Origin of the sequence: Facklamia miroungae (assembly GCF_012396555.1) — a bacterium.
Taxonomy (GTDB): Bacteria; Bacillota; Bacilli; order Lactobacillales; family Aerococcaceae; genus Facklamia; species Facklamia miroungae.
This window is the reverse complement of the sequence record NZ_JAAXPS010000014.1, coordinates 1-22,128: the sequence shown is the minus strand read 5'-3', so window position 1 is coordinate 22,128 and position 22,128 is coordinate 1. Positions and strand designations below refer to the sequence as shown.

20 protein-coding genes and 12 tRNA genes are annotated in these 22,128 nt (G+C 35.1%); 3 read left to right on the top strand and 29 right to left on the bottom strand.

Annotated elements, in window-relative coordinates:
- Nucleotides 1-34: 34 nt before the first annotated feature.
- The 6 genes from HF969_RS09280 to HF969_RS09255 all read right to left on the bottom strand — a co-directional run bounded on the left by HF969_RS09280 (nucleotide 35) and on the right by HF969_RS09255 (nucleotide 7,037).
- Nucleotides 35-856 carry a carbohydrate ABC transporter permease gene (locus HF969_RS09280; RefSeq protein ID WP_090290460.1) on the bottom strand — a complete coding sequence of 274 codons (822 nt, stop codon included), beginning with the start codon at nucleotides 854-856 and terminating at the stop codon, nucleotides 35-37.
- On the bottom strand, nucleotides 857-1,756 hold the full coding sequence (locus HF969_RS09275) for a carbohydrate ABC transporter permease (protein WP_168427209.1): 900 nt from the start codon (nucleotides 1,754-1,756) through the stop codon (nucleotides 857-859). It abuts the gene before it with no gap.
- A complete protein-coding gene (locus HF969_RS09270) occupies nucleotides 1,746-2,789 on the bottom strand; it encodes an ABC transporter ATP-binding protein (RefSeq protein ID WP_090290462.1) in 1,044 nt (347 codons plus the stop codon). The genes HF969_RS09275 and HF969_RS09270 overlap by 11 nt, the downstream gene beginning before the upstream one ends.
- Nucleotides 2,790-2,867: 78 nt before the next feature.
- Nucleotides 2,868-4,424: a bifunctional metallophosphatase/5'-nucleotidase gene (locus tag HF969_RS09265; RefSeq protein ID WP_090290463.1), complete on the bottom strand. Its 1,557-nt coding sequence runs from the start codon at nucleotides 4,422-4,424 to the stop codon at nucleotides 2,868-2,870.
- Complete coding sequence (locus HF969_RS09260; RefSeq protein WP_090290464.1) at nucleotides 4,417-5,760, bottom strand: MBL fold metallo-hydrolase; 1,344 nt, start codon at nucleotides 5,758-5,760, stop codon at nucleotides 4,417-4,419. The genes HF969_RS09265 and HF969_RS09260 overlap by 8 nt, the downstream gene beginning before the upstream one ends.
- A 173-nt stretch (nucleotides 5,761-5,933) precedes the next feature.
- Nucleotides 5,934-7,037, bottom strand: a complete 1,104-nt coding sequence (locus tag HF969_RS09255; RefSeq protein WP_090290465.1) for a LysM peptidoglycan-binding domain-containing protein — start codon at nucleotides 7,035-7,037, stop codon at nucleotides 5,934-5,936.
- Between the two features lie 603 nt (nucleotides 7,038-7,640).
- Between HF969_RS09255 and HF969_RS09250 the strand changes: the two genes are divergently transcribed.
- Nucleotides 7,641-7,931, top strand: coding sequence for an ArsR/SmtB family transcription factor (locus HF969_RS09250; protein WP_090290466.1), 291 nt, complete (start codon nucleotides 7,641-7,643; stop codon nucleotides 7,929-7,931).
- Between the two features lie 61 nt (nucleotides 7,932-7,992).
- On the opposite strand, the gene HF969_RS09245 is transcribed toward HF969_RS09250, so the two are convergent.
- From HF969_RS09245 to HF969_RS09230, 5 genes are all read right to left on the bottom strand, one after another.
- A complete protein-coding gene (locus HF969_RS09245; RefSeq protein WP_090290467.1) occupies nucleotides 7,993-9,696 on the bottom strand; it encodes a serine hydrolase in 1,704 nt (567 codons plus the stop codon).
- A gap of 58 nt (nucleotides 9,697-9,754) precedes the next feature.
- Complete coding sequence (locus HF969_RS09240) at nucleotides 9,755-10,465, bottom strand: hypothetical protein (protein ID WP_090290468.1); 711 nt, start codon at nucleotides 10,463-10,465, stop codon at nucleotides 9,755-9,757.
- 159 nt (nucleotides 10,466-10,624) lie between these two features.
- Nucleotides 10,625-11,659, bottom strand: a complete 1,035-nt coding sequence (rsgA, locus tag HF969_RS09235; protein WP_090290469.1) for a ribosome small subunit-dependent GTPase A — start codon at nucleotides 11,657-11,659, stop codon at nucleotides 10,625-10,627.
- A 178-nt stretch (nucleotides 11,660-11,837) separates the two neighbouring features.
- Nucleotides 11,838-11,966, bottom strand: a complete 129-nt coding sequence (locus HF969_RS10090; RefSeq protein ID WP_281241380.1) for a hypothetical protein — start codon at nucleotides 11,964-11,966, stop codon at nucleotides 11,838-11,840.
- Between the two features lie 177 nt (nucleotides 11,967-12,143).
- Entirely contained in the window at nucleotides 12,144-12,962 is an 819-nt protein-coding gene (locus HF969_RS09230; protein ID WP_090290470.1) for a MurR/RpiR family transcriptional regulator, read from the bottom strand.
- 103 nt (nucleotides 12,963-13,065) lie between these two features.
- On the opposite strand from HF969_RS09230, the gene HF969_RS09225 reads away from it, so the two are divergent.
- Together HF969_RS09225 and HF969_RS09220 are read left to right on the top strand one after the other, a co-directional pair.
- A complete protein-coding gene (locus tag HF969_RS09225) occupies nucleotides 13,066-13,818 on the top strand; it encodes an N-acetylmannosamine-6-phosphate 2-epimerase (protein WP_090290471.1) in 753 nt (250 codons plus the stop codon).
- A gap of 22 nt (nucleotides 13,819-13,840) precedes the next feature.
- A complete protein-coding gene (locus tag HF969_RS09220; protein ID WP_090290472.1) occupies nucleotides 13,841-15,346 on the top strand; it encodes a PTS transporter subunit EIIC in 1,506 nt (501 codons plus the stop codon).
- Nucleotides 15,347-15,458: 112 nt separating this feature from the next.
- On the opposite strand, the gene HF969_RS09215 is transcribed toward HF969_RS09220, so the two are convergent.
- The 18 genes from HF969_RS09215 to HF969_RS09135 all read right to left on the bottom strand — a co-directional run bounded on the left by HF969_RS09215 (nucleotide 15,459) and on the right by HF969_RS09135 (nucleotide 22,075).
- The gene (locus HF969_RS09215; RefSeq protein ID WP_090290473.1) at nucleotides 15,459-16,199 is read right to left on the bottom strand and encodes an MBL fold metallo-hydrolase; all 741 of its coding nucleotides are present in this window, start codon (nucleotides 16,197-16,199) and stop codon (nucleotides 15,459-15,461) included.
- Between the two features lie 3 nt (nucleotides 16,200-16,202).
- Nucleotides 16,203-17,246: an ABC transporter ATP-binding protein gene (locus HF969_RS09210; protein WP_090290474.1), complete on the bottom strand. Its 1,044-nt coding sequence runs from the start codon at nucleotides 17,244-17,246 to the stop codon at nucleotides 16,203-16,205.
- The gene (locus tag HF969_RS09205) at nucleotides 17,243-18,979 is read right to left on the bottom strand and encodes an ABC transporter permease (protein ID WP_210727927.1); all 1,737 of its coding nucleotides are present in this window, start codon (nucleotides 18,977-18,979) and stop codon (nucleotides 17,243-17,245) included. Before HF969_RS09205 ends, HF969_RS09210 begins: the two co-directional genes overlap by 4 nt.
- A gap of 18 nt (nucleotides 18,980-18,997) precedes the next feature.
- Nucleotides 18,998-19,579, bottom strand: a complete 582-nt coding sequence (locus tag HF969_RS09995; protein ID WP_245694864.1) for an extracellular solute-binding protein — start codon at nucleotides 19,577-19,579, stop codon at nucleotides 18,998-19,000.
- Nucleotides 19,471-20,010 (bottom strand): type 2 periplasmic-binding domain-containing protein, encoded by a 540-nt coding sequence (locus tag HF969_RS09990; RefSeq protein WP_245694865.1) that lies wholly within the window; start codon nucleotides 20,008-20,010, stop codon nucleotides 19,471-19,473. The genes HF969_RS09995 and HF969_RS09990 overlap by 109 nt, the downstream gene beginning before the upstream one ends.
- 13 nt (nucleotides 20,011-20,023) lie before the next feature.
- A complete protein-coding gene (gene surE, locus HF969_RS09195) occupies nucleotides 20,024-20,791 on the bottom strand; it encodes a 5'/3'-nucleotidase SurE (protein WP_090290475.1) in 768 nt (255 codons plus the stop codon).
- Between the two features lie 218 nt (nucleotides 20,792-21,009).
- A tRNA-Leu gene (locus HF969_RS09190) sits at nucleotides 21,010-21,095 on the bottom strand.
- Between the two features lie 12 nt (nucleotides 21,096-21,107).
- Nucleotides 21,108-21,178, bottom strand: a tRNA-Cys gene (locus tag HF969_RS09185).
- A gap of 6 nt (nucleotides 21,179-21,184) precedes the next feature.
- Nucleotides 21,185-21,256: transfer RNA gene (locus HF969_RS09180), tRNA-Gln, on the bottom strand.
- Nucleotides 21,257-21,272: 16 nt separating this feature from the next.
- Nucleotides 21,273-21,345 (bottom strand) — tRNA-His (locus HF969_RS09175).
- A gap of 14 nt (nucleotides 21,346-21,359) precedes the next feature.
- Nucleotides 21,360-21,430, bottom strand: a tRNA-Trp gene (locus HF969_RS09170).
- 34 nt (nucleotides 21,431-21,464) lie between these two features.
- A tRNA-Tyr gene (locus HF969_RS09165) sits at nucleotides 21,465-21,545 on the bottom strand.
- A 5-nt stretch (nucleotides 21,546-21,550) separates the two neighbouring features.
- A tRNA-Phe gene (locus HF969_RS09160) sits at nucleotides 21,551-21,623 on the bottom strand.
- 6 nt (nucleotides 21,624-21,629) lie between these two features.
- Nucleotides 21,630-21,702, bottom strand: a tRNA-Asp gene (locus HF969_RS09155).
- A gap of 12 nt (nucleotides 21,703-21,714) precedes the next feature.
- Nucleotides 21,715-21,787, bottom strand: a tRNA-Val gene (locus HF969_RS09150).
- Nucleotides 21,788-21,800: 13 nt separating this feature from the next.
- A tRNA-Glu gene (locus HF969_RS09145) sits at nucleotides 21,801-21,872 on the bottom strand.
- A gap of 19 nt (nucleotides 21,873-21,891) precedes the next feature.
- Nucleotides 21,892-21,982 (bottom strand) — tRNA-Ser (locus tag HF969_RS09140).
- 20 nt (nucleotides 21,983-22,002) lie between these two features.
- Nucleotides 22,003-22,075: transfer RNA gene (locus tag HF969_RS09135), tRNA-Asn, on the bottom strand.
- Between the last annotated feature and the right edge of the window lie 53 nt (nucleotides 22,076-22,128).

Sequence of the window (22,128 nt, the reverse complement as noted above, 5' to 3'; positions counted from 1 at the left end):
TTTTTCTCCTTTTCTAATGACTATGCGACAACAACTAGCCTTTCAGTCCAGATCTCGAAATTCCTCGAATAATATGTTTTTGGAAAACTAAGTAAAAAACGATCATCGGAATCACCACAATAGCAGAGGCTGCCATCAGTAATTCAAACTTAGTTCCCGCTTCTGTTGTAAATGCTTGTAACCCAACAGGAAGTGTTCGCATATTTCGATCAGTAGTCACTATAAGTGGCCACATAAAAGCATTCCAAGAACCAATGACCTTCAAAATCATAACTGCTATAATAGAAGATTTTGATAAGGGAACCATCATCTCCCATAAAAAGCGCCAATCACTGGCACCATCTGTTTTCGCAGCATAATACAATTCATCCGGTACACTTTGAAAGGACTGTTTAAGAGTGAAAACTGAAAAAACGGATGCCAACCAAGGTAAAATCAAGGCACCAAATGTATTGATCATTCCCCAATCTGATAGAGTAACAAAGTTGGGTATGGTCATCAGTTCTCCAGGAACCATCATCGTTCCAAGTAAAATTACAAAGAAAATATCTTTACCCCAAAATTTTAGCTTAGAAAAAGCAAAGGCTGCTAAAATACTAGTAATTAATTCTCCCGATGTTGTAGTAAAGGTAACAATTAAACTATTAACAAAGTAGCGTCCAAAAGGTGCTGCAGATAAAGCTTGCTGATAGTTTGACCACTTTGGACTATTTGGAAACCAGATAGGCGGAATTGCAGTCGCCTGGCCAGCTGTTTTAAGTGAGGTGGCTAACATCCAATAAAAAGGTAGCATCATCATTAATCCACCAATTGATAAGATTAGATAGATAATTATTAACTGCCAAGTCTTTTTCATTTAACCACCCCTCTTTTCAAAGTATCGATTCCCAAAATACTGAATCAAAGTTAGTAGGAGGACAATCCCAAAAAGAACCATCCCAGTTGCTGCTGCCATTCCATAGTCATACTGTTCATAGAATTTACGGTAAAGATAATAAACTAGTGTAGTTGCAGAGCCGGCAGGACCTGGTCGTCCATTAAACAAGGCGAAAACTTCATCAAAAACCTTGAAACCGTTAATCACACTCACAACCGTTAAAAGAAAAATTGTCGGCCTTAGTAAAGGTAAAGTAATACGGAAAAACCTTTGCCAAGCGTTAGCCCCGTCCACTTTGGCCGCTTTATAATATGATTCATCGATATTTCCTAAACCAACTAATAATAGTAAAATATTGAAACCAAGACCTTTCCAAATAGCCATTATTATGACTGCAGGCATAGCCATCTGAGATGAATTGAGCCAATTAATCCCATCAACTCCGAACCAAGAAAGGAAATAATTAATCAAGCCATATTGAGAATGGAATAGCCATGACCAAACAATGGAAATAGCAACCGTGGAAGTAACAAACGGTAAAAAATAAACCGTCCGAAAAAAGCCTTTGAGCCACGGAATTTGATTAAGCAAAACCGCTATTAACAAAGATATTGCTAAAGAACTCGGAACCACACAAAGAACATAAAGAGCCGTATTTTTCAATGCTTTATAGAATTGAGGGTCTTTAAAAATTGTCAAGTAATTATCCCAACCTCTTTGCTCTACTATACCAGTGAAAATATTATATTCCGTGTAAAAACTCATATCAATTGATTTAATAATTGGATAAATAATAAAGATTGCTATGATTGTAAACATGGGTAACAAATACAAAAAAGCTTGAAGGGTTGATTGAAAGCTCGCTTTTCTATTCATTATTGTCACCTACTAGATTTAAAAGCCGATCACCTTGAGCATCAAAAGCAAGTATCTTTGACATTTCAGCACGCAAGTATGCAGTACTTCCTACTGTAAGTGAAGAATCGATATCTGAAGCAACAATCTTTTGATCTCCAGCTCTAAAATGAACAGTGACATCTTTACCGATTTGATCCACTCTTTCTACTGTTGCTTGGATAAGATAGTCAGTTTTATCTCCTAAAAGAATATCCTCTGACCGAATCCCTATGGTTTCCCAAGCTTCCTTGAGCAATGCATGTGAAGGATTAAGCTCTTCAAAATCACGCTGAATTGTATTTATAACAGGCGAACCTATAAATTTTGCTACAAATAAATTATTTGGTTCCTGATATAAGGATATCGAATCAGACATTTGTTGGATGCTTCCATTGTGCAAGACCATTACTTTATCTGCAATTGATAAAGCTTCTTCTTGGTCGTGAGTGACAAAAACAGTTGTAACCCCCGTAGCTTGTTGAATTCGTCTAATTTCTTCGCGCATTTCAATTCTTAAACGAGCATCTAAATTAGATAGAGGCTCATCCATTAATAAAATTGAAGGCTGCTTGGCCAAAGCTCTTGAAATAGCCACTCTTTGCTGTTGTCCTCCTGATAGTTGGCGGGGATATTTATCGAGTTGATCTGAAATGCGTGTGAGTGCAGCCATTTCTTCCGCTCTTTCAATCCGCTTATTTTTTTTCATTTTTGCCATCCGAAGTGGAAACATAATATTTTCTTTAACCGTCAAGTGAGGGTAAAGGGCATAATTTTGAAAGACTAAACCAACACCTCTTTTTACAGGATCAAGTTTAGTTACTTCATTCTCCCCAAAGAAAATCTTTCCTGATGTAGCACTCAACAGACCTGATATTAAATATAAAGTGGTTGATTTCCCACAACCTGACGGACCTAAAAAGGATATTAATTGCTGGTCAGGCAAGGTAAAATTAATTTTATCGAGGACAACTTTATCGTCAAACTGCATGGTAACATCTTCAAATCGGACTTGCATTTTTTCACTCCTCATTAGTTGCGTTCTCAAGTATAACAAAAGAATGTAAATCTACAGTAAATTTTAAGTGAAGCTTTGTTAATTTTTAGTAAACGGAGTCCATTCAATATGTGAATAATTATTATTCACCAGCATCCATTGTAAATCCGTCATCTCTTTCAAACCTTCTATAATTAATTGAACCATGTCTTTATCAATCATATTAACAATCTTCTTTTTAGTAAACATGCTATAATCGCCTCCCCCAACTGCACGATATTGGGTAAGTGCTAAATGATAAAAATGTTGCTTATCGATCTCTTTTTGCGTTTTTTCCTCAGTCAATTTGATAATTCGCTTACCAATCGGTTGATTCAAATCGACTTCTGCTTTCAAACCCGTGTATAAATCGTAATTATAATGTTTAGGCTTAGGGTGGATATAGGATGGATTTACAATGATATTACCTTGAAAATCATATATAAAATAGGCAAAATTATGTTCCATCATATCATATAAATCTTGTCCCGTCACTTGACTGAATGCAATTTGGTTGTAATAAGGATAAATAGTTAATAGATCACCACGTGTAACATTTCCCTGAAATTCCACAAAGTGTTCATTAAGCAAAGAAACACCTGCAAAATCAGCACCTGTTTCCAACAGCATAAGTCTTGTAAGAAACTCAGCAAAGGGATGCCCCTCAATCCTTGCTTGATGAAGACTCCGTGTTGTCGTCCTAATAGGAGCATTCCCTAAAACTTCACTTAGCCAGTGGATGCTTTGAGTATACTCCGGCTCTAGTGCACTAATATCTTCAATGGGTTGACACGAAGTAAAAGAGAGTAATCGACCCTCTATTATTGGCGACTGACCATCAGCCAAAGAAACTATCACTTCCCCCACTTTTTCGCCACCATAACCAGGCTGGATGACAAAAGAATGATTAAATGACTGGCATATTTGACGATGCTGATGACCTGTTAGTAAAAGATCTATTTCGGGAATTTCGTTGATCATTTTATACCCTTGGTTTTCTCCAGTCAGTGCTTCTAAAGCCTCTCCTGAATCAAGATCTGCTTCAAAACCTCCGTGATAAGCTACAACTAACAGATCCACTTGAGGCCTCAAAAACTGAGCATATTTTTTAACTGTGTCAAAAGCATCTAAAAAAATTAATCCTTCATAGTTTTCTGGCAATTCCCAATGTGGAATATAATGAGTTGTTGCACCAATAATCCCGATCTTATACCCATCTATTTCAATCACATCGTAAGCCCGGCCTTTGTAAGGTTTATTGGTCTTTTTTTCAACGATATTGCTACATAAAATTTTTGCATTTAAAATATCGAGCGCAGAATTTTGATAATTCATACCATAATTGAATTCATGATTACCGATAATTTGATAGTCATAATCCAGTTCATTCATCATACGAGCAAAAGGAGTAGCACTTTTTGAGACCTGACTTGTATAACTAGTCATCGCAGAACCCTGGATAAAATCTCCTAAATCAAATTGGAGCGTTTTAATTGCATCCTTTTTTAACTTTTTGATTAACTGTGCGGTATTTTTCAGCGAATAATCAGGAATATCCGGATGCTGTTGCCATTGCCCATGTGAATCACTGGTAATTAATAAGCGAATTTTAACCATTTTTCTCCTCCAATATTTCTTCAATATTATACTTTTTATCATACTGCGGATAAAAAACATTTAATCCTATTTTTTCTAATTCATTTCCAAAAGCATGTGGTTTAAAGGTATGCCATGGGGTAACAGCCTGCGGCTGAATAGCATACGCAAGCATCAATAAATCAGATTGGCAGGCATGGCCCGAAACTCCTGCTTGATAGAAATGCCAACCATATTCAATCATACTTGTTAAAAAGCTTTCATAACCAGCCATAAACGGACCTAATGGTACCCCATTAGAATGCAAATAAATACCTGCCGGCAAATGGTAAAGGATCTGATGGCGTTCATAATCAATTAAGAGCAAATAATCATTCGGTTTTCTCTTTATTTCCTCTACACTCACAGAAAAACGACTTTCTTCCTCTTTATTTAAATAGAAAATATTGCTCAATTTTTTTGATAAGTGCATTTCTACTAATTGATAATATTTCTTATCTAAAACAAACTTTCTCTTATTTTTTATTGCTAGCTCATTCAACTCAAGAAGGCGTTGTATGTTTTGCGGATATAAATTGATAACTATTAAGTTTTCTTGATTTTTCATCATTAAATGCTCAACTTTATTTAATAACTGGCGTTCAGTCGTACATTCCAAATCAATTGTTTTTTCTTCAATCGGTAATTGATTCAAAGCTTCCTCGCCAAAATGTGAAAAGGAAGTTCCTTCCAACAAAAGTAAATCAGGTTGGAAATCATGTGCTTCACCCACCCACTTAAGGACTTTTTCAGAGTGAAAACCACTAAGTCTTAAATCACCAGAATAAACTATTTTTATATCTCCTGACTCAATAAAGATAGCACTGGCACCTTCCGTATCGTGGTCACTTTCTTTAAATATGATGGTAAATGGACCATGCTGAATAGATTCTTGAAAAGGAACTCCGTGCCAATCAACGTCATACTTTGGTAGAAATGATTGTTCAATTAAATTTTTATAAAAAGTTAATGAATCTTTTGAAGTATAAACAGGAATTTGTTTGCTTATTTGTCCTAAAGAGCCTAGGTGGTCTAAATGTAAATGTGATAAACAGATAACTGTTTTTAACGGACTCTGCTCAAATGAAGATAAAGAAGTTTCGCCTAACTGAGAACTTGGATACACACCTTCCGCCTTAGGCAGTAATCCAGTCCCCAAATAATTTTCTGTCAATGATCGATCCAACAACTGATTAATATCTGCCCCCACCAAAGCACCAAAATCCATTAAGATTTGGTGATTATCTTTTTGAAGACTAATAATATTGCCTCCTATGGTATCAAGTCCACCTAGAAATTGTATCTCTGTTTGACTCATCTAACCTTCCTCCTTTATGAATAGATACCTTCTCATGCGAAGGTTTAATCGTATCATATAAGATACCTTAGCTTCTAGTTGTATATTCAAATAACATTTAATTTCATCATATCTGTCAATAAAATAATCAGCAAGCAAAAAAGCCGAGACCATAAGATCTCGGCTTTTTAAAATTAATACCAACCGCGTGATTGTGAATGTGACCAAGCTCCAGAGATTGACCCGTAACGACTCACCATGTAATCATACATCCAAGCTAGTTGAGTATATGGATTGCTTTGCCAATCTGCACCATGTGATGCCATTTTACTGCCTGGTAAAGCTTGTGGCAGACCATAAGCTCCAGAAGATGAGTTCTGGGCATAAATATTCCAGCCAGATTCACGATTAATGATTGCTTCCCAATATCCTTTTTCAAGGTCAGAAATTCCTTTTTCAGCAACAATTTGTTCAAACGCTGCTCCGGGATCATTACTTGCATAGTTGTTATTCGTTGTCTCAATCGACTCTTGAATTGTTTCAACTGTAGTTTCTTCATAAGTCGGTTCAACATAGCTTGTCGTTTCAAGACTAGTCGTTGTAATGGTTGAAGCTTCTGTCTCGCTCGATTCATTAAGAACATTTATACGGGTTGTTAATTCATCAGTTGAGTTAATTTCTTCAAAAGCTTGTGTAGTAGATTGGCTTTCAAAGCTTTCAAGCGATGTCGTTGACGATGCATTTATAACCTCTTCAATCCCTGTCTCAACTGTTGTCTCCACCTTTTCAACAACAGGAATTACTTCAGTTCCACTAGTTGAAACTTCATGATCATTTTCTGGTTTAAAATCTTCAGCTTCTTCTAAAGTAAAGAGACTTTGCTCTGTTTGAAATTGAGAGTTAAGAGATTCTTTTTCAGTTTCATACGCTAGGACTGTTACTTCGTCCTCTCCTTGACTATATGAAATAGTATTTAAATCATTGTTAAAGCGAAGCTCCGCGCCGGCTATTATCAAATCTGGATCTGAAATTTGGTTAATTTGTGCTAAATCATTAACCGATATTCCGGTTGCTTCTGAAATGCTTCTTAAAGTGTCACCCCATTGAATAATATATATTTTATCTTGATTGAGAGTCATTAAACGAATGGCTCTACGAATCTCATCAGCTGTTCTCTGTTTCCAAGAAACAACAAGATTATCTTGAACATTATTTTCTTGTGCCAAAGTAATCGTTTGAACAGGTGAAACTTGCAATAAAAATGACGAAATTACTAAACTAGTTATTGACTTTTTCATATTTACTCCTTACTATTATCCCCTTGACGGCGATTTATTAATATAACTAATATAATGGGTATATTAACGGAATTGATTAATTAATGCACCCTAATTGAGTAATTGTTACTTATGATTAAGCAAAACGAACAGGGATCGCAATCTAGATTACAAGCTGGTTACAAGTAACTGAGTCAAAAAACGAAGGGTTTACTTTTAAAAAATTTTGTGATAAATAAAGTGACACAAAACCTTACTTCTTATATGGTCTATTCTCAATTAATTTTTAGAATTATCTAAATTGGTGATTCTTACTTTAAAATAAGTTTTTAAAATAACTTTTTACATACTAATAGCAACAATTTAAAATGATTCTAAAAACCTACCACTTCAGACTTATTTAAAGTGTTTTTGATAAGGAAATCTAATATGGTAGAAAATAATGATATTTTTTTGCAGACTAAAATATTATAAGCATGCTTTTAGTCCTATAATTCAAAATAATAATAAATCATTACTTTAAATTATAATTATTTGAAAAATCATAAAAAATTCTTAGTCTATTTGCTAAATATATGATACAATCTGACTAGACATAAATAAAAATGTAGAAGGAGGGAAATGATGCAAACAAATGGGATGAAATCAAAAAAAATGGCTGATTATGTCAATGTTCTAAAGCTCTTATCACATCCAATTCGCTTTTCAATTGCTTTATTATTAAAAAATAATGGTGTAATGAATGTTAGTAAAATACAAGAAGATTTAGAGTTAACTCAATCTACTGTCTCACAACATATTAGTAAACTACGTGAAGCAGGAATCGTTTCAGCAGACCGCGATGGTACAAAAATTTATTATTCCCTTACTAGTGAGACTGCAAAAATCATACTAGAAGCATACGAAAATAATTAAAATCAATCATTTTCTATTAAATAAGACTGCGCTATTCAATGAATAGCGCAGTCTTATTTTTTTAATAGGCCACCTCTTCCTCTACAGGAAGAGAATCATTTTCTATTAGTGTTTCTCTTTCTTTTTCTTCAAAATAAGCTTTAATATCGGTGACAGGTTCCCAGAGTAGCAGACGATGATTGATATATACATCAAAAACGGCTTTAGACAATATTCCCATTTGATCAGGAATTGCATCATAATTATAAGGGTTTTCTGTATAAACAGCTAGCGTATAGGTACCATAATCCGTTTCAAACGCTGCTACGTCATTTTGCTCAGTAGAACCTAAGCCGGTCTTATTCCATGTCACAATATTTGATGGAATATAACCAGAGAGAAACCTCCATGGATTGGTCATTAATTTTTGGATTAATTGACGATCCCACGGCTCTCCGTTAAGCTCGTTTCGTGCTATCAAAGCAAAGTATCTAGCGGCGTCTCCCGGAGATGTTTGAAATCTTCGGTTCGTAGAACCATGATAATATTTACCATCAACAAACGTATCTTTCAAGCCAAAGTGATGAACGAAAGGAGTGATCCACTCACCTTCTCCCGCAACCTCAATCAACATGTTTGCAGCTGTATTATCAGAATACAAAGCAATTAAATCCACTAAATAGTCCACAGTGTACTGAGTTCCATTGGGATCTCCTTGTATGATACCAGCTCCAGGAACACGGTTTTCATCCGATAGAAAAACCATAGAATCAGGCGATAATTCGCCCGTTTTATATAATTCATAGATTTTGCCAAGCACATAAATTTTTTGTGTACTAGCTGGAAAGAAAATTTGATTGTTGACTGAGACCTGTGTAAGATGTTCACTATTGACAAAAGATGCTCCCGCTGTTGCACTAACATAGCCTAGATAAGTTTCTAAAGTAGCCTCTACATCATCTAGAAGCTCCCTTTCGCTATAATATGTCAAAACATAGTCAGAGTAGTTCGAATCTTTTTTTATCCAACCCAGTTCATCATATCCAAAATATACGTGTAACCACGTTCCATATTGGTTTGTTAATTCTTGAGTAACATCCATTGGGCTATCTATCAAATCTTGAGTGTTCTGTACATAACGAGCACTTAATAATCCAGGAGGATCTGAATAAATACTTAAACTAGGTGATTTTATAAGAATACTATATTTAATTGGTTTTAATGTGAAATGCTCTCTTCGGTTATGCGGTGTGATATAAAAAGGATATTTATTGCTTGTAAAAAGGTCACTAACTTGTCGACGGATTAATTCATTAGCACTTAAATCTTGCCTCATTCCATCTTGATAGAAATACCCTCTTCTTCCCCCTTCTTGGAACCATCCCGTATAAGGCTTATTCCGCTGATATAACACCTCTTGTAATCCGTCTCTTTTCCATGCAAGCTCTGCTACACCAATATCTTCTATTAGAGGCTTCTGATTAATTTTAGAAGCTAAAGTCGGTGCTACAAGTTCAGGACGATTATAAAACCTTGGCATATATTGACTGGTTAGCTCTGAAGAAAGAGAAATTTTCTGGTCTCGATTAGAGTGCGTTTGAATTACTGGGTTTTCATACAATTCAATATCTAAATTGTCATATTCAACACTAGTATTAATGGGTTTTTTAAATAAATTCCCAATCAGATATCGTTGAGGCGATGAAACAAATGTAAAAAAAAGAGTGGAAAATAGAGTTGCAATAATGATGAAGGAAATTAAACGTTTTTGATAACTATCATTCAAGCTTGTTCGCTCCTTAAGCTAGGGTCTCTGACTAATATACCAATATATATTTAAAAACTCAATTTGGACTTATGAACTCAAACTTAGGTAGATAAAAATCCATTAATTCATGTGTAAAATATATCATCGAATAATCTTGCTCAAATGTGGATAGGCTAAGATCCTCTTTTAAATCAATTGGATCTGCATTTAAAGATAAGGATCGATGATAAATGAATGACTCGTACTCATCTTGCAAATCAGTATATAACTTTTTACTATAGCGTTGCTCTGCAATCAATCGAAATATAAATTCCTCGTTCGCTCTTTCATTTATACGTTCATAAGGATCACCAACTAAATGAAGTTGTTGATAGACGTAATTCGAGAAGGTCATATTATACGATTCGGCTAAATTTTCAATCCGTTTTTGGTAACTTGCCTGATAATAGGTCAATTCATTTTGATTAATGATCGTTTGACTAGTCTCTGCATAAAAGGTTAGTAAATATGGTAATAATTGATCATAAAAACAAAATTCAGAAAATCGCGTTTTTAAATCGGTAAAAAAATATTTTTCTAGATCTTCTAAACAAGATATACTAGGAAAGCCTAAGCTTAAAATCATATTTTCTGATATCTCTTTTTCATGGGGAAAATAAAGAGCTCTAAAATCAGTCATCTTATCTCTTACCTGATTTTGTATTTCACTTGTATTGATTTGAAGATATTTTTTTGGAACAAGTATATCTTCTTTATCAAAATAACTTTCGACTGAACTCTTCAACACACTCACCCCTCTTAAAGTCTTAAAACTCCTTAATAATTTACCTAGCTAAGACAAATATATCGACTCATCTATTATAACCTATCTAGGAATTATAGACTAGCTATGAAGAAGCCTATCGTTAGTTTCAGCGATCTCTTCTTTAAAAAAACAATAGAATAATTAGTATCTCACACCTGATTTTGTTATAACTTTCATAGGTTTTTTTTGCTTTTTTCGACTAGCCTTTTTACTTAAAAAATTCTTATAGCGGATTTCTTTATCTCTAATCAATAAATATCGATCATAAAGTTCGGAAGATAAATTGCCCGATTTTATTGCGCTTTGAATAGCACAACCTGGTTCCTGCGTATGTGAGCAGTCATTAAAGCGACATTCTTGAGAAAGATTATAAATTTCTTGAAAAAGAACAGAATCATCAGTTTCTTTATGAGTAGCGATCGTTTTAAAACCAGGAGTATCAATAATATAAGAATTTGTTTGCTCTAGATAGTATAAAGAGCTTGAAGTAGTGGTGTGCTTGCCTTTTCCATCTCTTCTAACTGGTTGAGTGTTCAAAAGGGACTGCTGCATCATCCTATTAATCAACGTCGATTTTCCAACACCTGATGCGCCAAGTAGGATTGAAGTTTTATTTTCTTTAAACATATTTTTGAATTTTTCGGTTTTTTCTTTATCAAAAACTGTTACTTCGTGAATATCAACGTTTGGATAAACGTTTAAAATGATTGACTGAATTCTTTCTGTTTCTTTTATAAAGTCTGATTTTGAAATGACTACATGGCTTTCTGCTACCTGACTAGTAAATGTCAAATAGTATCTTTCAAACTTTGATAATGAAAATCTTTGGTCAGCTGCGATTAATATAAAAAGCTGATCAACATTTGCCGCTAAGGCCTGTTCTTTTTCATTGTAAGCATAACTTTTCTTTGCTGTACTCGCTGCTTTAGAAATGACCGAAACACGTTCAAATTTTCTTAATATAAAATAATGATGATTTACCTCTTCTACTTGAACAAAATCCCCCAGTGTAATATCGCTTTCTTCAGTACCCAGTGGAACTTTAATGGATTCGTTATATCGGTTATGTAAGGTAAAAGTAGAATAATTAAGACCTGTAACTCGAAAAACATTCAAATCATTTATCAAATTTTGTTCACGAATATAGTTAGTTATTCCATAGTCTATTATTGTCATCTGTTAATCTCCTATCTCAATGTCTATTGAAAAATGTTCGATGCATAAGCGTACCAGTTTTTCAAAAAATTAAAGACGAATTTAGAAGATTTATTGACAATTAATAAAGTGGTGAAATATGCAAAAAGGATCTAAGCACTACCTTAGATCCTCCACCACGAAGAAAGCAACTAAAAAGTTAGCCTATGGGTGGTACAGCTTTAAAAATTCCGCTGGCAAAAGAACTTGAACCACTCTTCAATCTAGAATCTAATTTAAGGTAGGCAAAAGAAAAAATACCTAAAAGATATAAAAATTCTAAATTCATCCTGTACCACTCCTTTCCGTTTGATAATTTCATTTTACTATGGAAAATCGGACAATACAAACAGAAAACTAGCTTTTGTTCTATACTTTTTAAGTGTTAATCAATTAACATATTTAATAATATTAATTATCTTGAATAATTCCAATTCGATAGTTACAACCATTTTTTACTTACTAACTAGTCAATTCTTTTATTTAAAATAGATCGTAAAACCTTTTCTCGAATTTCAAATGATGACACATTATTCTGAGATTCATAAGCATGAACTAGAACATCGCAAATATACAGTTGTGATAGCTTCCCAGCGACAGATCCTCCATCAATAAATTCCTCAATAGCAGTTTGAAGCACAATATCAGCCAATTGTGCTATCGGTGTATGAGTAAAGTTAGTAATAACTATGATCTGAACTTCCGACTTCTTCGCAATACTAATGGCATCGTATATGTCTCGTGTTTTACCCGACAAAGAAAAGGCAATTATTAAATCATCTGATCCAAGAATAGAAGCAATATGAGCCTGAACATGTGGATCAATAACAGCATTTGCCTTAACTCCTACTCTTAATAAAATACCTTCGAAATCTCTAGCAGTTGTTCCAGAAGATCCAACTCCATAAAGATATATGTGCCCTGCCATTTTGATCATCTTAATAGCATCATCAATCTTCGTCTTGTCTAATGTTAAAAGTGTTTTTTTTAGACACATTATGTGACGATTAAGAAGAAGACTAAAATAATCTGATTCGTCTTCGAAAATGTATTGTCGAGAAAAATCATCTTTAGCAGCCAAAATTTTTAAATCTGTGAATCCCGTTAAGCCTAACTTTTGACAAAACCGTATGATTGTCGCATCACCAACTTCGGTTGACGATTTAATATCTGTCATTGTACCGTGAACAACTGTATGCGTATTTTGCAAACAAAATTCCGCAACTTTTTTCTCAGACTTAGTAAGATTGGCATAATGTTTCTGAATTAATTCTCTATATATAATAAATTACCCCTTTATCTTTAAAAATATAAATTTATATTTTTATTATAACGATCTATGCTGCTGATTACTAGAGGAAAGAATGCGTTTACATTGTCAGTAACCTATGATATATTTTATTTGGATAAAACATCCAAAAATATGTAAAAATGGAGTGAATTGGAGATTGGATAGAGAAAGTTTTATTAATCAAGTAAAAGGAGGGTTAATAGTTTCTTGTCAGGCATTACCCGATGAACCCTTATATAGTAAGCAAGGTGGCGTAATGCCATTAATGGCTAAAGCCGCTTTGCAAGCTGGTGCTGTCGGTATTCGCGCTAATACAATTAGAGATATTGAAGAAATTAAAGAAGTTTGTTCTTTACCTATTATTGGTATTATCAAACGTGATTACCCTCCACAAGAACCTTTTATTACTGCTACTATGCGTGAAGTTGATGAGTTAGCATCGATTGGAGTAGATGTTATAGCCTTAGATTGTACTTTTCGACCTCGCCATGATGGATTAAATATTAATGATTTCATTCGTAAAGTGAAAACAAAGTATCCCGATCAATTATTGATGGCTGATATTTCTAATTTTGAAGAGGGGCTTAATGCTTATCAAGCAGGAGTTCATTTTATTGGCACTACTTTATCTGGTTACACTTCTTATACTAAATCTGAAGAAGACAAACCAAACTTTGATTTAATAAAGAAATTAGTTAATGAAGGTATACCTGTAATAGCTGAAGGACATATAAACACACCTGATCAGGCTGCTTACATTCAAGACTTAGGTGTGATTTCTATGGTAGTTGGTTCGGCAATTACTAGACCATTAGAAATCGCTAAGCGATTCGTTGATGCTTTAAAATAAATTAAAACTAAGGAGGATTTATATGTTTAAAAAGTTTTCACAATTAGGAAAAGCATTTATGCTGCCAATTGCTATTCTGCCCGTAGCTGGTTTATTATTAGGAATCGGAGGAGCTTTATCGAATCCTAGTGCTATTGCTACATACCCAATGTTGAACCAAGATTGGCTACAAACAATCTTCTCAATAATGTCTTCTGCCGGGGGAGCAGTTTTTAGTAATTTAGCTCTTATTTTTGCAATTGGAGTTTCTGTTGGTTTAGCAAAAGGTGACAAAGGAACTGCTGGCTTAGCTGCCGCTGTTGCTTATGTAGTTTATAGCGCAACAATTGCTGGTTTATTATCAAAATTTTCTGAGCCAGATGCCTCAATTGATACAGGTGTGATCGGGTCTATAGTTATAGGTTCGACTGTTGCGTACCTGCATAATCATTATCGTAAAGTTGAACTTCCCGCTTCGCTTGGTTTTTTTGGTGGTTCACGGTTTATTCCAATAGTATCGTCTATATCTGCTATTTTTATTGGAATTCTTTTCTACTTTATTTGGCCACCCATGCAAGAAGCTTTAAATACAGCTGGACAAGAAATTGCTAAAATGGGTAGTTTTGGTACATTCTTATACGGATTTCTCCTTCGTCTAACAGGAGCTGTTGGATTGCATCATACTATCTATCCTCTTTTTTGGTATACATCTTTAGGAGGAAATGAACAAGTTGCTGGTCAAATGGTAGAAGGTGCCCAAAAAATCTTCTTTGCGCAACTTGCCGATCCAAACCATCAAGGTCTCTTTACCTATGGTACACGTTTTTTCGCCGGTCGATTTGCAACAATGATGTTTGGCCTACCAGCTGCTTGCTTAGCTATGTATCATTCTATACCTAAAGTTAATCGTAAGAAAAATGGTGGACTCTATTTTTCATCGGGGTTAACTTCTTTTCTGACTGGAATTACTGAGCCTATTGAATTCTCCTTCTTATTCGTAGCACCTTGGCTATATATCATTCACGCCTTCTTAGATGGACTATCTTTCTATTTTGCAGATATTATGAATATTAGAATAGGTAATTCCTTCTCTGGAGGTCTTATTGACTTCTTACTGTTCGGAGTCCTTCAAGGAAATGATAAGACAAATTGGTTATTAGTAATTCCTTTTGGTCTTTTCTGGGCATTGATATATTACTTTGTTTTCCGGTTTAGTATCACTAAATTCAAAGTGGCTATTCCTGGAATGGAAGTGAATGAAGATATGACAGAACTCTCTGCTGGAGATACAGAAAATAGTTCTTTATATCTTAACTCCCAAAAAATTATTGCTGCGTTAGGATCAGCAGAAAACATAGAAACGGTGGCCGCTTGCGCGACTCGTTTACGCGTTTCTGTTAAAAATCCTAATATAGTAGATAAAGAATCCATCCAAAGCCTAGGAGCAACTGCTGTGTTTGATGTAAGTGGCGGAGTCCAAGCTGTCTTTGGTTCAAAAGCTGATCTATACAGTCAAGAAATTAATCAAATCCTAGGTTCCGAGGAATAAGAAATACTATTAACTATATTCTATTTATATCCAAATACTCCCAGTCTCAGTAGCAAAGATTGGGAGTATTTGATATTTAAAGTGTTTATTTAATATTTGCACTATTCTATTTCTATATTTCCCACTCATTTTTTTGACTTGCAAGAAAAACTCTGCCATTAAATTCAGATTTCGCATCTGCTTCAATTTTTTTTAGATTTCCATCTGTAGGAAGATGGGTTAAAACTAATTGATTCACGTTTGCTAATCGAGCTAATTTACCAGCTTCAAAGCCTGACATATGGCCTTTACCAGAAGTATGATTACTACCTTTCACAATTGAAGCCTCGCATAATAATAAATCCGCTTCCTTAACAAAATCAATTAAACCTGAAAAATACTGGGTATCACCTGTATAGACGATAGTTTTATCATTTTGACTTACTTTTATAGCAAAGCAAGGTACTGTATGATGTACTGGTAAAAAAGATACATTTATTCCTTTCAAAGATAAGATACAGTTAGATTTTATGCTTTGTCGATCAAAATAAGAAGAGTTTATACGTTTGTATGCTGCTAAAGGTAGATTTGGACTATAAATAGGCAATGGATTTGATTTTAAACCCTTTCTACCTGCAACAATTAAGGCATGTTCTAATGTCAAGATATCTGCTAGATGGTCATTATGAAGATGAGATATAATAACTGCATCCAAATCATAAATTGGCTGAAACTTCGATAATTGCGACATACTACCACTTCCACAGTCTAATAAGATTCTCCCTTGATCTGTAGTGATCAAGTAACTCGATGTTGCGCCTCCTGAAACAGGGAACCCTCCCCAAAATCCTAAAATTTTTAGATTTAATGTCATCTTTTAATACACTTCTCTTGGTAGAATAGACAGACGTTGGTTTATCTCAAACTTTTCTGTAAATGGTACATGAGCAATCAGTACTTGTCCATTATTTATTTCAAGTGAATAATGATATTCACTCCCTTGAAACTGACACGTTTGCACTAGACCTTGAAGAGTATTTTTAATTGGTAAACTCAAATAAATATCTTCTGGTCTTAAATAATATTTTTCTTGTTCTTTTATTTTTTTTGCTATTCCATTATCTGGCCAGATAACATTTGTTCCAGCCAATTGAAACCCTTCATTATGCCATTTTCCATTTAAGATATTAGCTTTACTTACAAAATTTGCTACAAATTCAGTTTCAGGTTGATAGTAAATTTCTTGAGGAGTTCCACTTTGTTCAATGCGACCATCTTTCATTACAATAATTCGATCTGCCATTGCCAAAGCTTCTCCTTGATCATGGGTAACATAAACTATCGAAGCCTTAGTTATTTGATGAAGTTTTTGGATTTCACGTCGCATCTCCATTCTAAGTTCGGCATCTAAACTTGACAGAGGCTCATCCATTAATAAAAGATTAGGTTCTGGAGCAATAGCTCTACCTAAAGCTACCCTTTGCTTTTGTCCACCAGATAAATGCCCAGGTAAACGCTCGGCTAAAGCTGCTAATCCGATACTATCTAAAACTTCCTCTACTCGTTGTTCTGGTGCTTTACGAATCGTTTCATCTACAAATTGATCGTGTAAAAGAGGAAACTTAATATGGTCTTTAACATTCACATGTGGCCACAAGGCAAAACTTTGAAAGACCATACTTACATTTCTATTTTCCGGTGGTAAAACTCTCTTGACATCTGAAACACATTTACCATCAATATAAACTTGACCACTTGTGGGGATTTCAAATCCAGCCAAAATACGAAGAAGAGTGGTTTTACCACATCCCGAAGGACCAAGAATAGCTACAAATTCTCCATTTTTAATTTCTAAATTGATATCAAAGAGCGCCTGGAAATCGCCAAACTTTTTATTTAATCGGGTGATTCTAGTGGTCATAACTGACTCCCTCTTTTCTTAGTAATGTTTTGAATACCTATCCAAAGTAAATATCCAAATAAAATGAGAATAACAATTATACTTGAAAATGCTGTAGCGTATCTTAAATAACCTGATTGTTGAAAACTCAAAATAGAAACTCCAATTGTATGTGATTGGGAGGAGTATAATAAAGAAGATACAGTTAATTCAGTCAAAGCTGTCAAAAAAACTAAAGTAGTTCCTCCTAATACTGTTGGAATGATTAAAGGAAGTAAAATTTTTTTCCATTTAACCCAGCCATTAGAACCACTCATCTGAGAGGCTTCTTCAATAGAAATATCTAATTGTTGAAAACTGGCAATCGAACTTCTAACTTGCAAATTGAGAAATCTTGTGAAATAGGCAATATAAAGGATAGCTATTGAACCATAAATCCCAGGATTCCAGCCGGGAAATGGCTGCATCCATGATAAAATCATTGCTAAAGCAAAAACCGTTCCAGGTAAAGCATAAGGAAGAGTAATTGCGGATTCCATAAACTGAGTGATCTTCGTAAATTTTCGAACACGATAATAAGAAAACAAAGTACCTACTATTAAAGCAATTGCTGCTGTAACAAAGGCTAATTTAAGTGATACAAAAAGTGCTTCTTTAGTCATTGTGCTTTGAAAAATATAAGCATAATTCTTTAAAGTAATATTTTCCATACTTAAGGGCTTACCGATTGCTTGATATAACGGAGAGACAATTAATGCTCCCAAAGGAAGGACGCTAGTCCCTATGAAGAATAAACCAATCGCTAATTCAACCATAAACCTTTTTCTTCCGAGGACAACACGTGGTTTCATGTCATTTGACTGGCTTTCTAAACGTTGACTCTTAGAAAGTACAATCCACTGAATTCCCACTCCAATAAGGGCGATTCCACCAAGTAAAACAGATAAAACAGCTGCTCGATTGAAAGCAGTTGGTCCAAAACCAATAACTTGTTGATAAATATAAGTAGTTAGAACAGTAATATTAGCTGTTGACCCTAAGAAGGCAGGAATTCCAAAGTTATCTAAACTGCTTAAAAAAGCTATAAAGATACCACCAGCTAAACCAGGAGATGCCATAGGCAAAGTAACTTTCACAAAAGTTTCCCAGCGATTCGCTCCAGAAATTCTTGCTGCCAACTCAATTTCTCTAGGGATTTGACGAAATGCATTAACAGTTAAAAGATAAACTAACGGATATGTAGTAAAACCCATAACTAAAATAATGCCTGTCATCGAATAGAGATTCAATGCTTGAAAATTTTCAATAAAAGGTTTGATTAGATTTTCCAATTGACCTTTCCTACCAAAAAACTGAACCCATGCTAATGAAGAAACATAGGATGGTATAATAAAAGGCAAAAAAATCCATAATTGAATAAACCTTTTCCATCGGATATCTGAATAAGCCATCAACCAAGCAAAAAGAACCCCCAAAAAAGATGCAAGAGTAGTTGAACCAAAAACCATTATAAGCGTGTTTCGAAAAACTCTCCACGTGCGCTCATCAATTAGGATTTCTGAATAATGATCGAATGTAAAACCTGTTTCCCCTTTAAAGCTCATATAAATTAATTTTATGATTGGAAATACAAATATAATTAAAATAAACAGTGGGAATATAAGCTTGCTTGAGACTCTTTGTAAAAGAGACAAGGAAACAGAACACCTTCCTGTTTCCTTGTCTAACTTAATTTCATGTATATTTTTTTTCAAATTAAGCACCAGACATTCTTATTGAGCTGAGAAGATTTCATCAAACTTAGTTTTGTCATCTTCTCTTCCTTTTAATAATTCTTTCATATCCGCAGTTAAAACATTTTCTAAATCGTCAGCTGACTTCAATCCTTCTGGAGCTTGTAAACCTTCGCGAATTGGAGAATAGCCCAATTCAGATTGCAATTTTTGACCATCTTCTGATAAAACAAAGTCAACAAATGATTGAGCAATTTCAATTTCTTCAGTATCTTTGGTTATAGCAATCGGTTCTGTAATAACTGGAACTCCTTCTTCAGGGTAAACAAAGTCAACGGGATTTCCTTCATTCTTAGCACGAATTGCTAAATAATCAACTATCATTCCATAAGCTTTTTGACCAGATGACACGGCTTCCATAACAGCTCCATTCCCTTTTACAACTTCTGGAGAAATAGCTTTAATTCCTGTATAAAAGTCCCATCCGAAATCATCATGACGTGTGAAAATCCCTAAATTGTATGCTGCTGCACCAGAATACAATGGATTAGGCATAACCAATTGTTCTTTGACATCTGTCGAGTTAAAATCCTTCCATGACTTTGGTGCTTCTTCAACCATATCCGTGTTAAGATAATACCCGTAGTCATAATTTTTGTTCCAGTATACATTCCGTCAGGATCCACATAAGATTCTTGAATATTTTCTGCTTCTTTCGATTTATATTCTAAAAGGATCCCATCTTCTTTTAAAGATTCAAAAGTTACTGCATCTGCCAGCAATAATATATCTGCTACAATTTTTCCTGATTCTTTTTCTGCTTTTATTTTACTCATTACTTCTTCCGTTCCAGATCTAAAAATATTCACCTTAACTTCAGGATATAAAGAATTATAAGATTCAACTAGTTTCGCAGCATCAGCGTCAGGTTGAGAAGTATAAAATTCAATTTCACCTTTCAAAATCTGACTTTCTTCAGCTAAAATAGGTTGATTAGTTAAGGAAGATAATAATAAAATTGAAACGGTTGAAATTTTCAGAAAGTTTTTCATAAGCTTTTCTCCTTTAATTGTTTAATCTATTTTGAATTTCATTCAGAAGTGATTGATTGACTTGAGGCTGAACAGAGATTGGTGAAAGTGTTATATATCCTTCTTTGAGAAGTTGATAATCCGATTCTCCTTGATAAGTATCCATTCGATGATAACGATTACTTAACCAATAGACTTCCTGGCCTTTTGGATTTTTTAAACGAAAAAAATCAAACTTTTTATTAATAATTTCTGGATTAACTACCCTTATCGGATCAGGTTTAAGAATACCTAATGTAGGAATGTTTAAATTTAAAAAATAAAAATCATTTACTTTCAAAGATAAAAGTTTTGGCAGTAGATCTTTTAATACTAAATTGACATTAGTGTAGTCCAATTTGTTCTGACCATCTCTTGCAAGAGACATTGCAATTGCCGGTATACCATATAAAGTGGCCTCTCGAGCTGCTGCAACTGTCCCTGAATAGAAAATATCTTGTCCAACATTTGCTCCTGCATTAATACCTGAAATTACCCAATCTGGTTTTTCAGAATATAAAGTTTCAAGAGCTAATTTTATGCAATCGACTGGTGTCCCATCTACTGAATAAGATGAAATTCCTTTTTTTAGAAAAACAGGTGTTAATCCAACAGGATTTGCCACTGATATTCCATGACTATAACCGCTACGCTGGCTTTCCGGACATACTACAGTCAAATCTGCTATTTCTTCAAGAAGAGAGATAAGCATTAAAACGCCAGGAGCATAAACACCATCATCATTAGAAATTAATATCCTCATAAAACCCCCCTTATGAACTATTTTTCTACTCAAGACAATAATAGCAAACTACAGTAAATTTACTGTAAACTTTAAGTAATATTTATGTAAAATAGTCAACTGTGAATAAGTAAAATAGCTTTGGTACAATAAATTAAATAAGTCTAATATAGATTCGAGTAATAATTAACAAAAAAATAAAAAAAACCTCTTTCCGAAAGAAAGAAGTTTTTAAAGAATAGCGGTGGTCGGGGTCGAACCGACACGCCGTGTAACCGGCACTGGATTTTGAGTCCAGCGCGTCTGCCAATTCCGCCACACCGCCATGAAAGTTATAAGGCGGTAGTCGGATTTGAACCGGCGATCAAGGTTTTGCAGACCCGTGCCTTACCACTTGGCTATACCGCCGTGAAACTGGGGTAGCTGGATTCGAACCAACGAATCACGGAGTCAAAGTCCGATGCCTTACCGCTTGGCTATACCCCAATAATAATAAATAATAGGCGACTGATGGGAATCGAACCCACGAATGTCGGATCCACAAACCGATGCGTTAACCACTTCGCCACAATCGCCATTATAACTTTAACAGGGACTGTAGGAATCGAACCCACACTGACGGTTTTGGAGACCGTTGTTCTACCGTTAAACTAAGTCCCTAAAAAGGAAAATGGTTAGCAATCCCTATTAAAAATGGAGGGGGGCAGATTCGAACTGCCGAACCCGAAGGAGCGGATTTACAGTCCGCCGCGTTTAGCCACTTCGCTACCCCTCCAGCAATGGCTTGAGACGGAATCGAACCGCCGACACCTTGAGCTTCAATCAAGTGCTCTACCAACTGAGCTATCAAGCCTAGAAACGGTCCGGACGGGATTTGAACCCGCGATCTCCTGCGTGACAGGCAAGCATGTTAACCCCTACACCACCGGACCAGTATTAAATTATGGGGAATGACGGGCTCGAACCGCCGACATCCTGCTTGTAAGGCAGACGCTCTCCCAGCTGAGCTAATTCCCCAATGAAGTTTTTATGACCCGTACGGGACTCGAACCCGTGTTACCGCCGTGAAAGGGCGGTGTCTTAACCGCTTGACCAACGGGCCAGTAGAAAAATGATAATTACGGAGAGTAAGGGATTCGAACCCTTGAAACGTAGATTATACGTTTACACGGTTTCCAACCGTGCTCCTTCGGCCAGCTCGGACAACTCTCCATGCTAACCATCTATCATAACTCCGCCAGTAGGGCTCGAACCTACGACATCATGATTAACAGTCATGCGCTCTGCCAGCTGAGCTATGGCGGAATAACTTTGATATGACACGCGTGGCAACGTCCTACTCTCACAGGGTCAAAGAC

Coding starts and splice junctions, on each gene's coding strand:
- HF969_RS09225 (WP_090290471.1), top strand. CDS start 13,066: ATGATATATTTTATTTGGATAAAACATCCAAAAATATGTAAAAATGGA.
- HF969_RS09210 (WP_090290474.1), bottom strand. CDS start 17,246: ATGACCACTAGAATCACCCGATTAAATAAAAAGTTTGGCGATTTCCAG.
- HF969_RS09250 (WP_090290466.1), top strand. CDS start 7,641: ATGCAAACAAATGGGATGAAATCAAAAAAAATGGCTGATTATGTCAAT.
- HF969_RS10090 (WP_281241380.1), bottom strand. CDS start 11,966: ATGAATTTAGAATTTTTATATCTTTTAGGTATTTTTTCTTTTGCCTAC.
- HF969_RS09990 (WP_245694865.1), bottom strand. CDS start 20,010: ATGAAAAACTTTCTGAAAATTTCAACCGTTTCAATTTTATTATTATCT.
- HF969_RS09995 (WP_245694864.1), bottom strand. CDS start 19,579: ATGGTTGAAGAAGCACCAAAGTCATGGAAGGATTTTAACTCGACAGAT.
- rsgA (WP_090290469.1), bottom strand. CDS start 11,659: ATGACAATAATAGACTATGGAATAACTAACTATATTCGTGAACAAAAT.
- HF969_RS09265 (WP_090290463.1), bottom strand. CDS start 4,424: ATGGTTAAAATTCGCTTATTAATTACCAGTGATTCACATGGGCAATGG.
- surE (WP_090290475.1), bottom strand. CDS start 20,791: ATGAGGATATTAATTTCTAATGATGATGGTGTTTATGCTCCTGGCGTT.
- HF969_RS09280 (WP_090290460.1), bottom strand. CDS start 856: ATGAAAAAGACTTGGCAGTTAATAATTATCTATCTAATCTTATCAATT.
- HF969_RS09220 (WP_090290472.1), top strand. CDS start 13,841: ATGTTTAAAAAGTTTTCACAATTAGGAAAAGCATTTATGCTGCCAATT.
- HF969_RS09255 (WP_090290465.1), bottom strand. CDS start 7,037: ATGAAAAAGTCAATAACTAGTTTAGTAATTTCGTCATTTTTATTGCAA.
- HF969_RS09270 (WP_090290462.1), bottom strand. CDS start 2,789: ATGCAAGTCCGATTTGAAGATGTTACCATGCAGTTTGACGATAAAGTT.
- HF969_RS09260 (WP_090290464.1), bottom strand. CDS start 5,760: ATGAGTCAAACAGAGATACAATTTCTAGGTGGACTTGATACCATAGGA.
- HF969_RS09215 (WP_090290473.1), bottom strand. CDS start 16,199: ATGACATTAAATCTAAAAATTTTAGGATTTTGGGGAGGGTTCCCTGTT.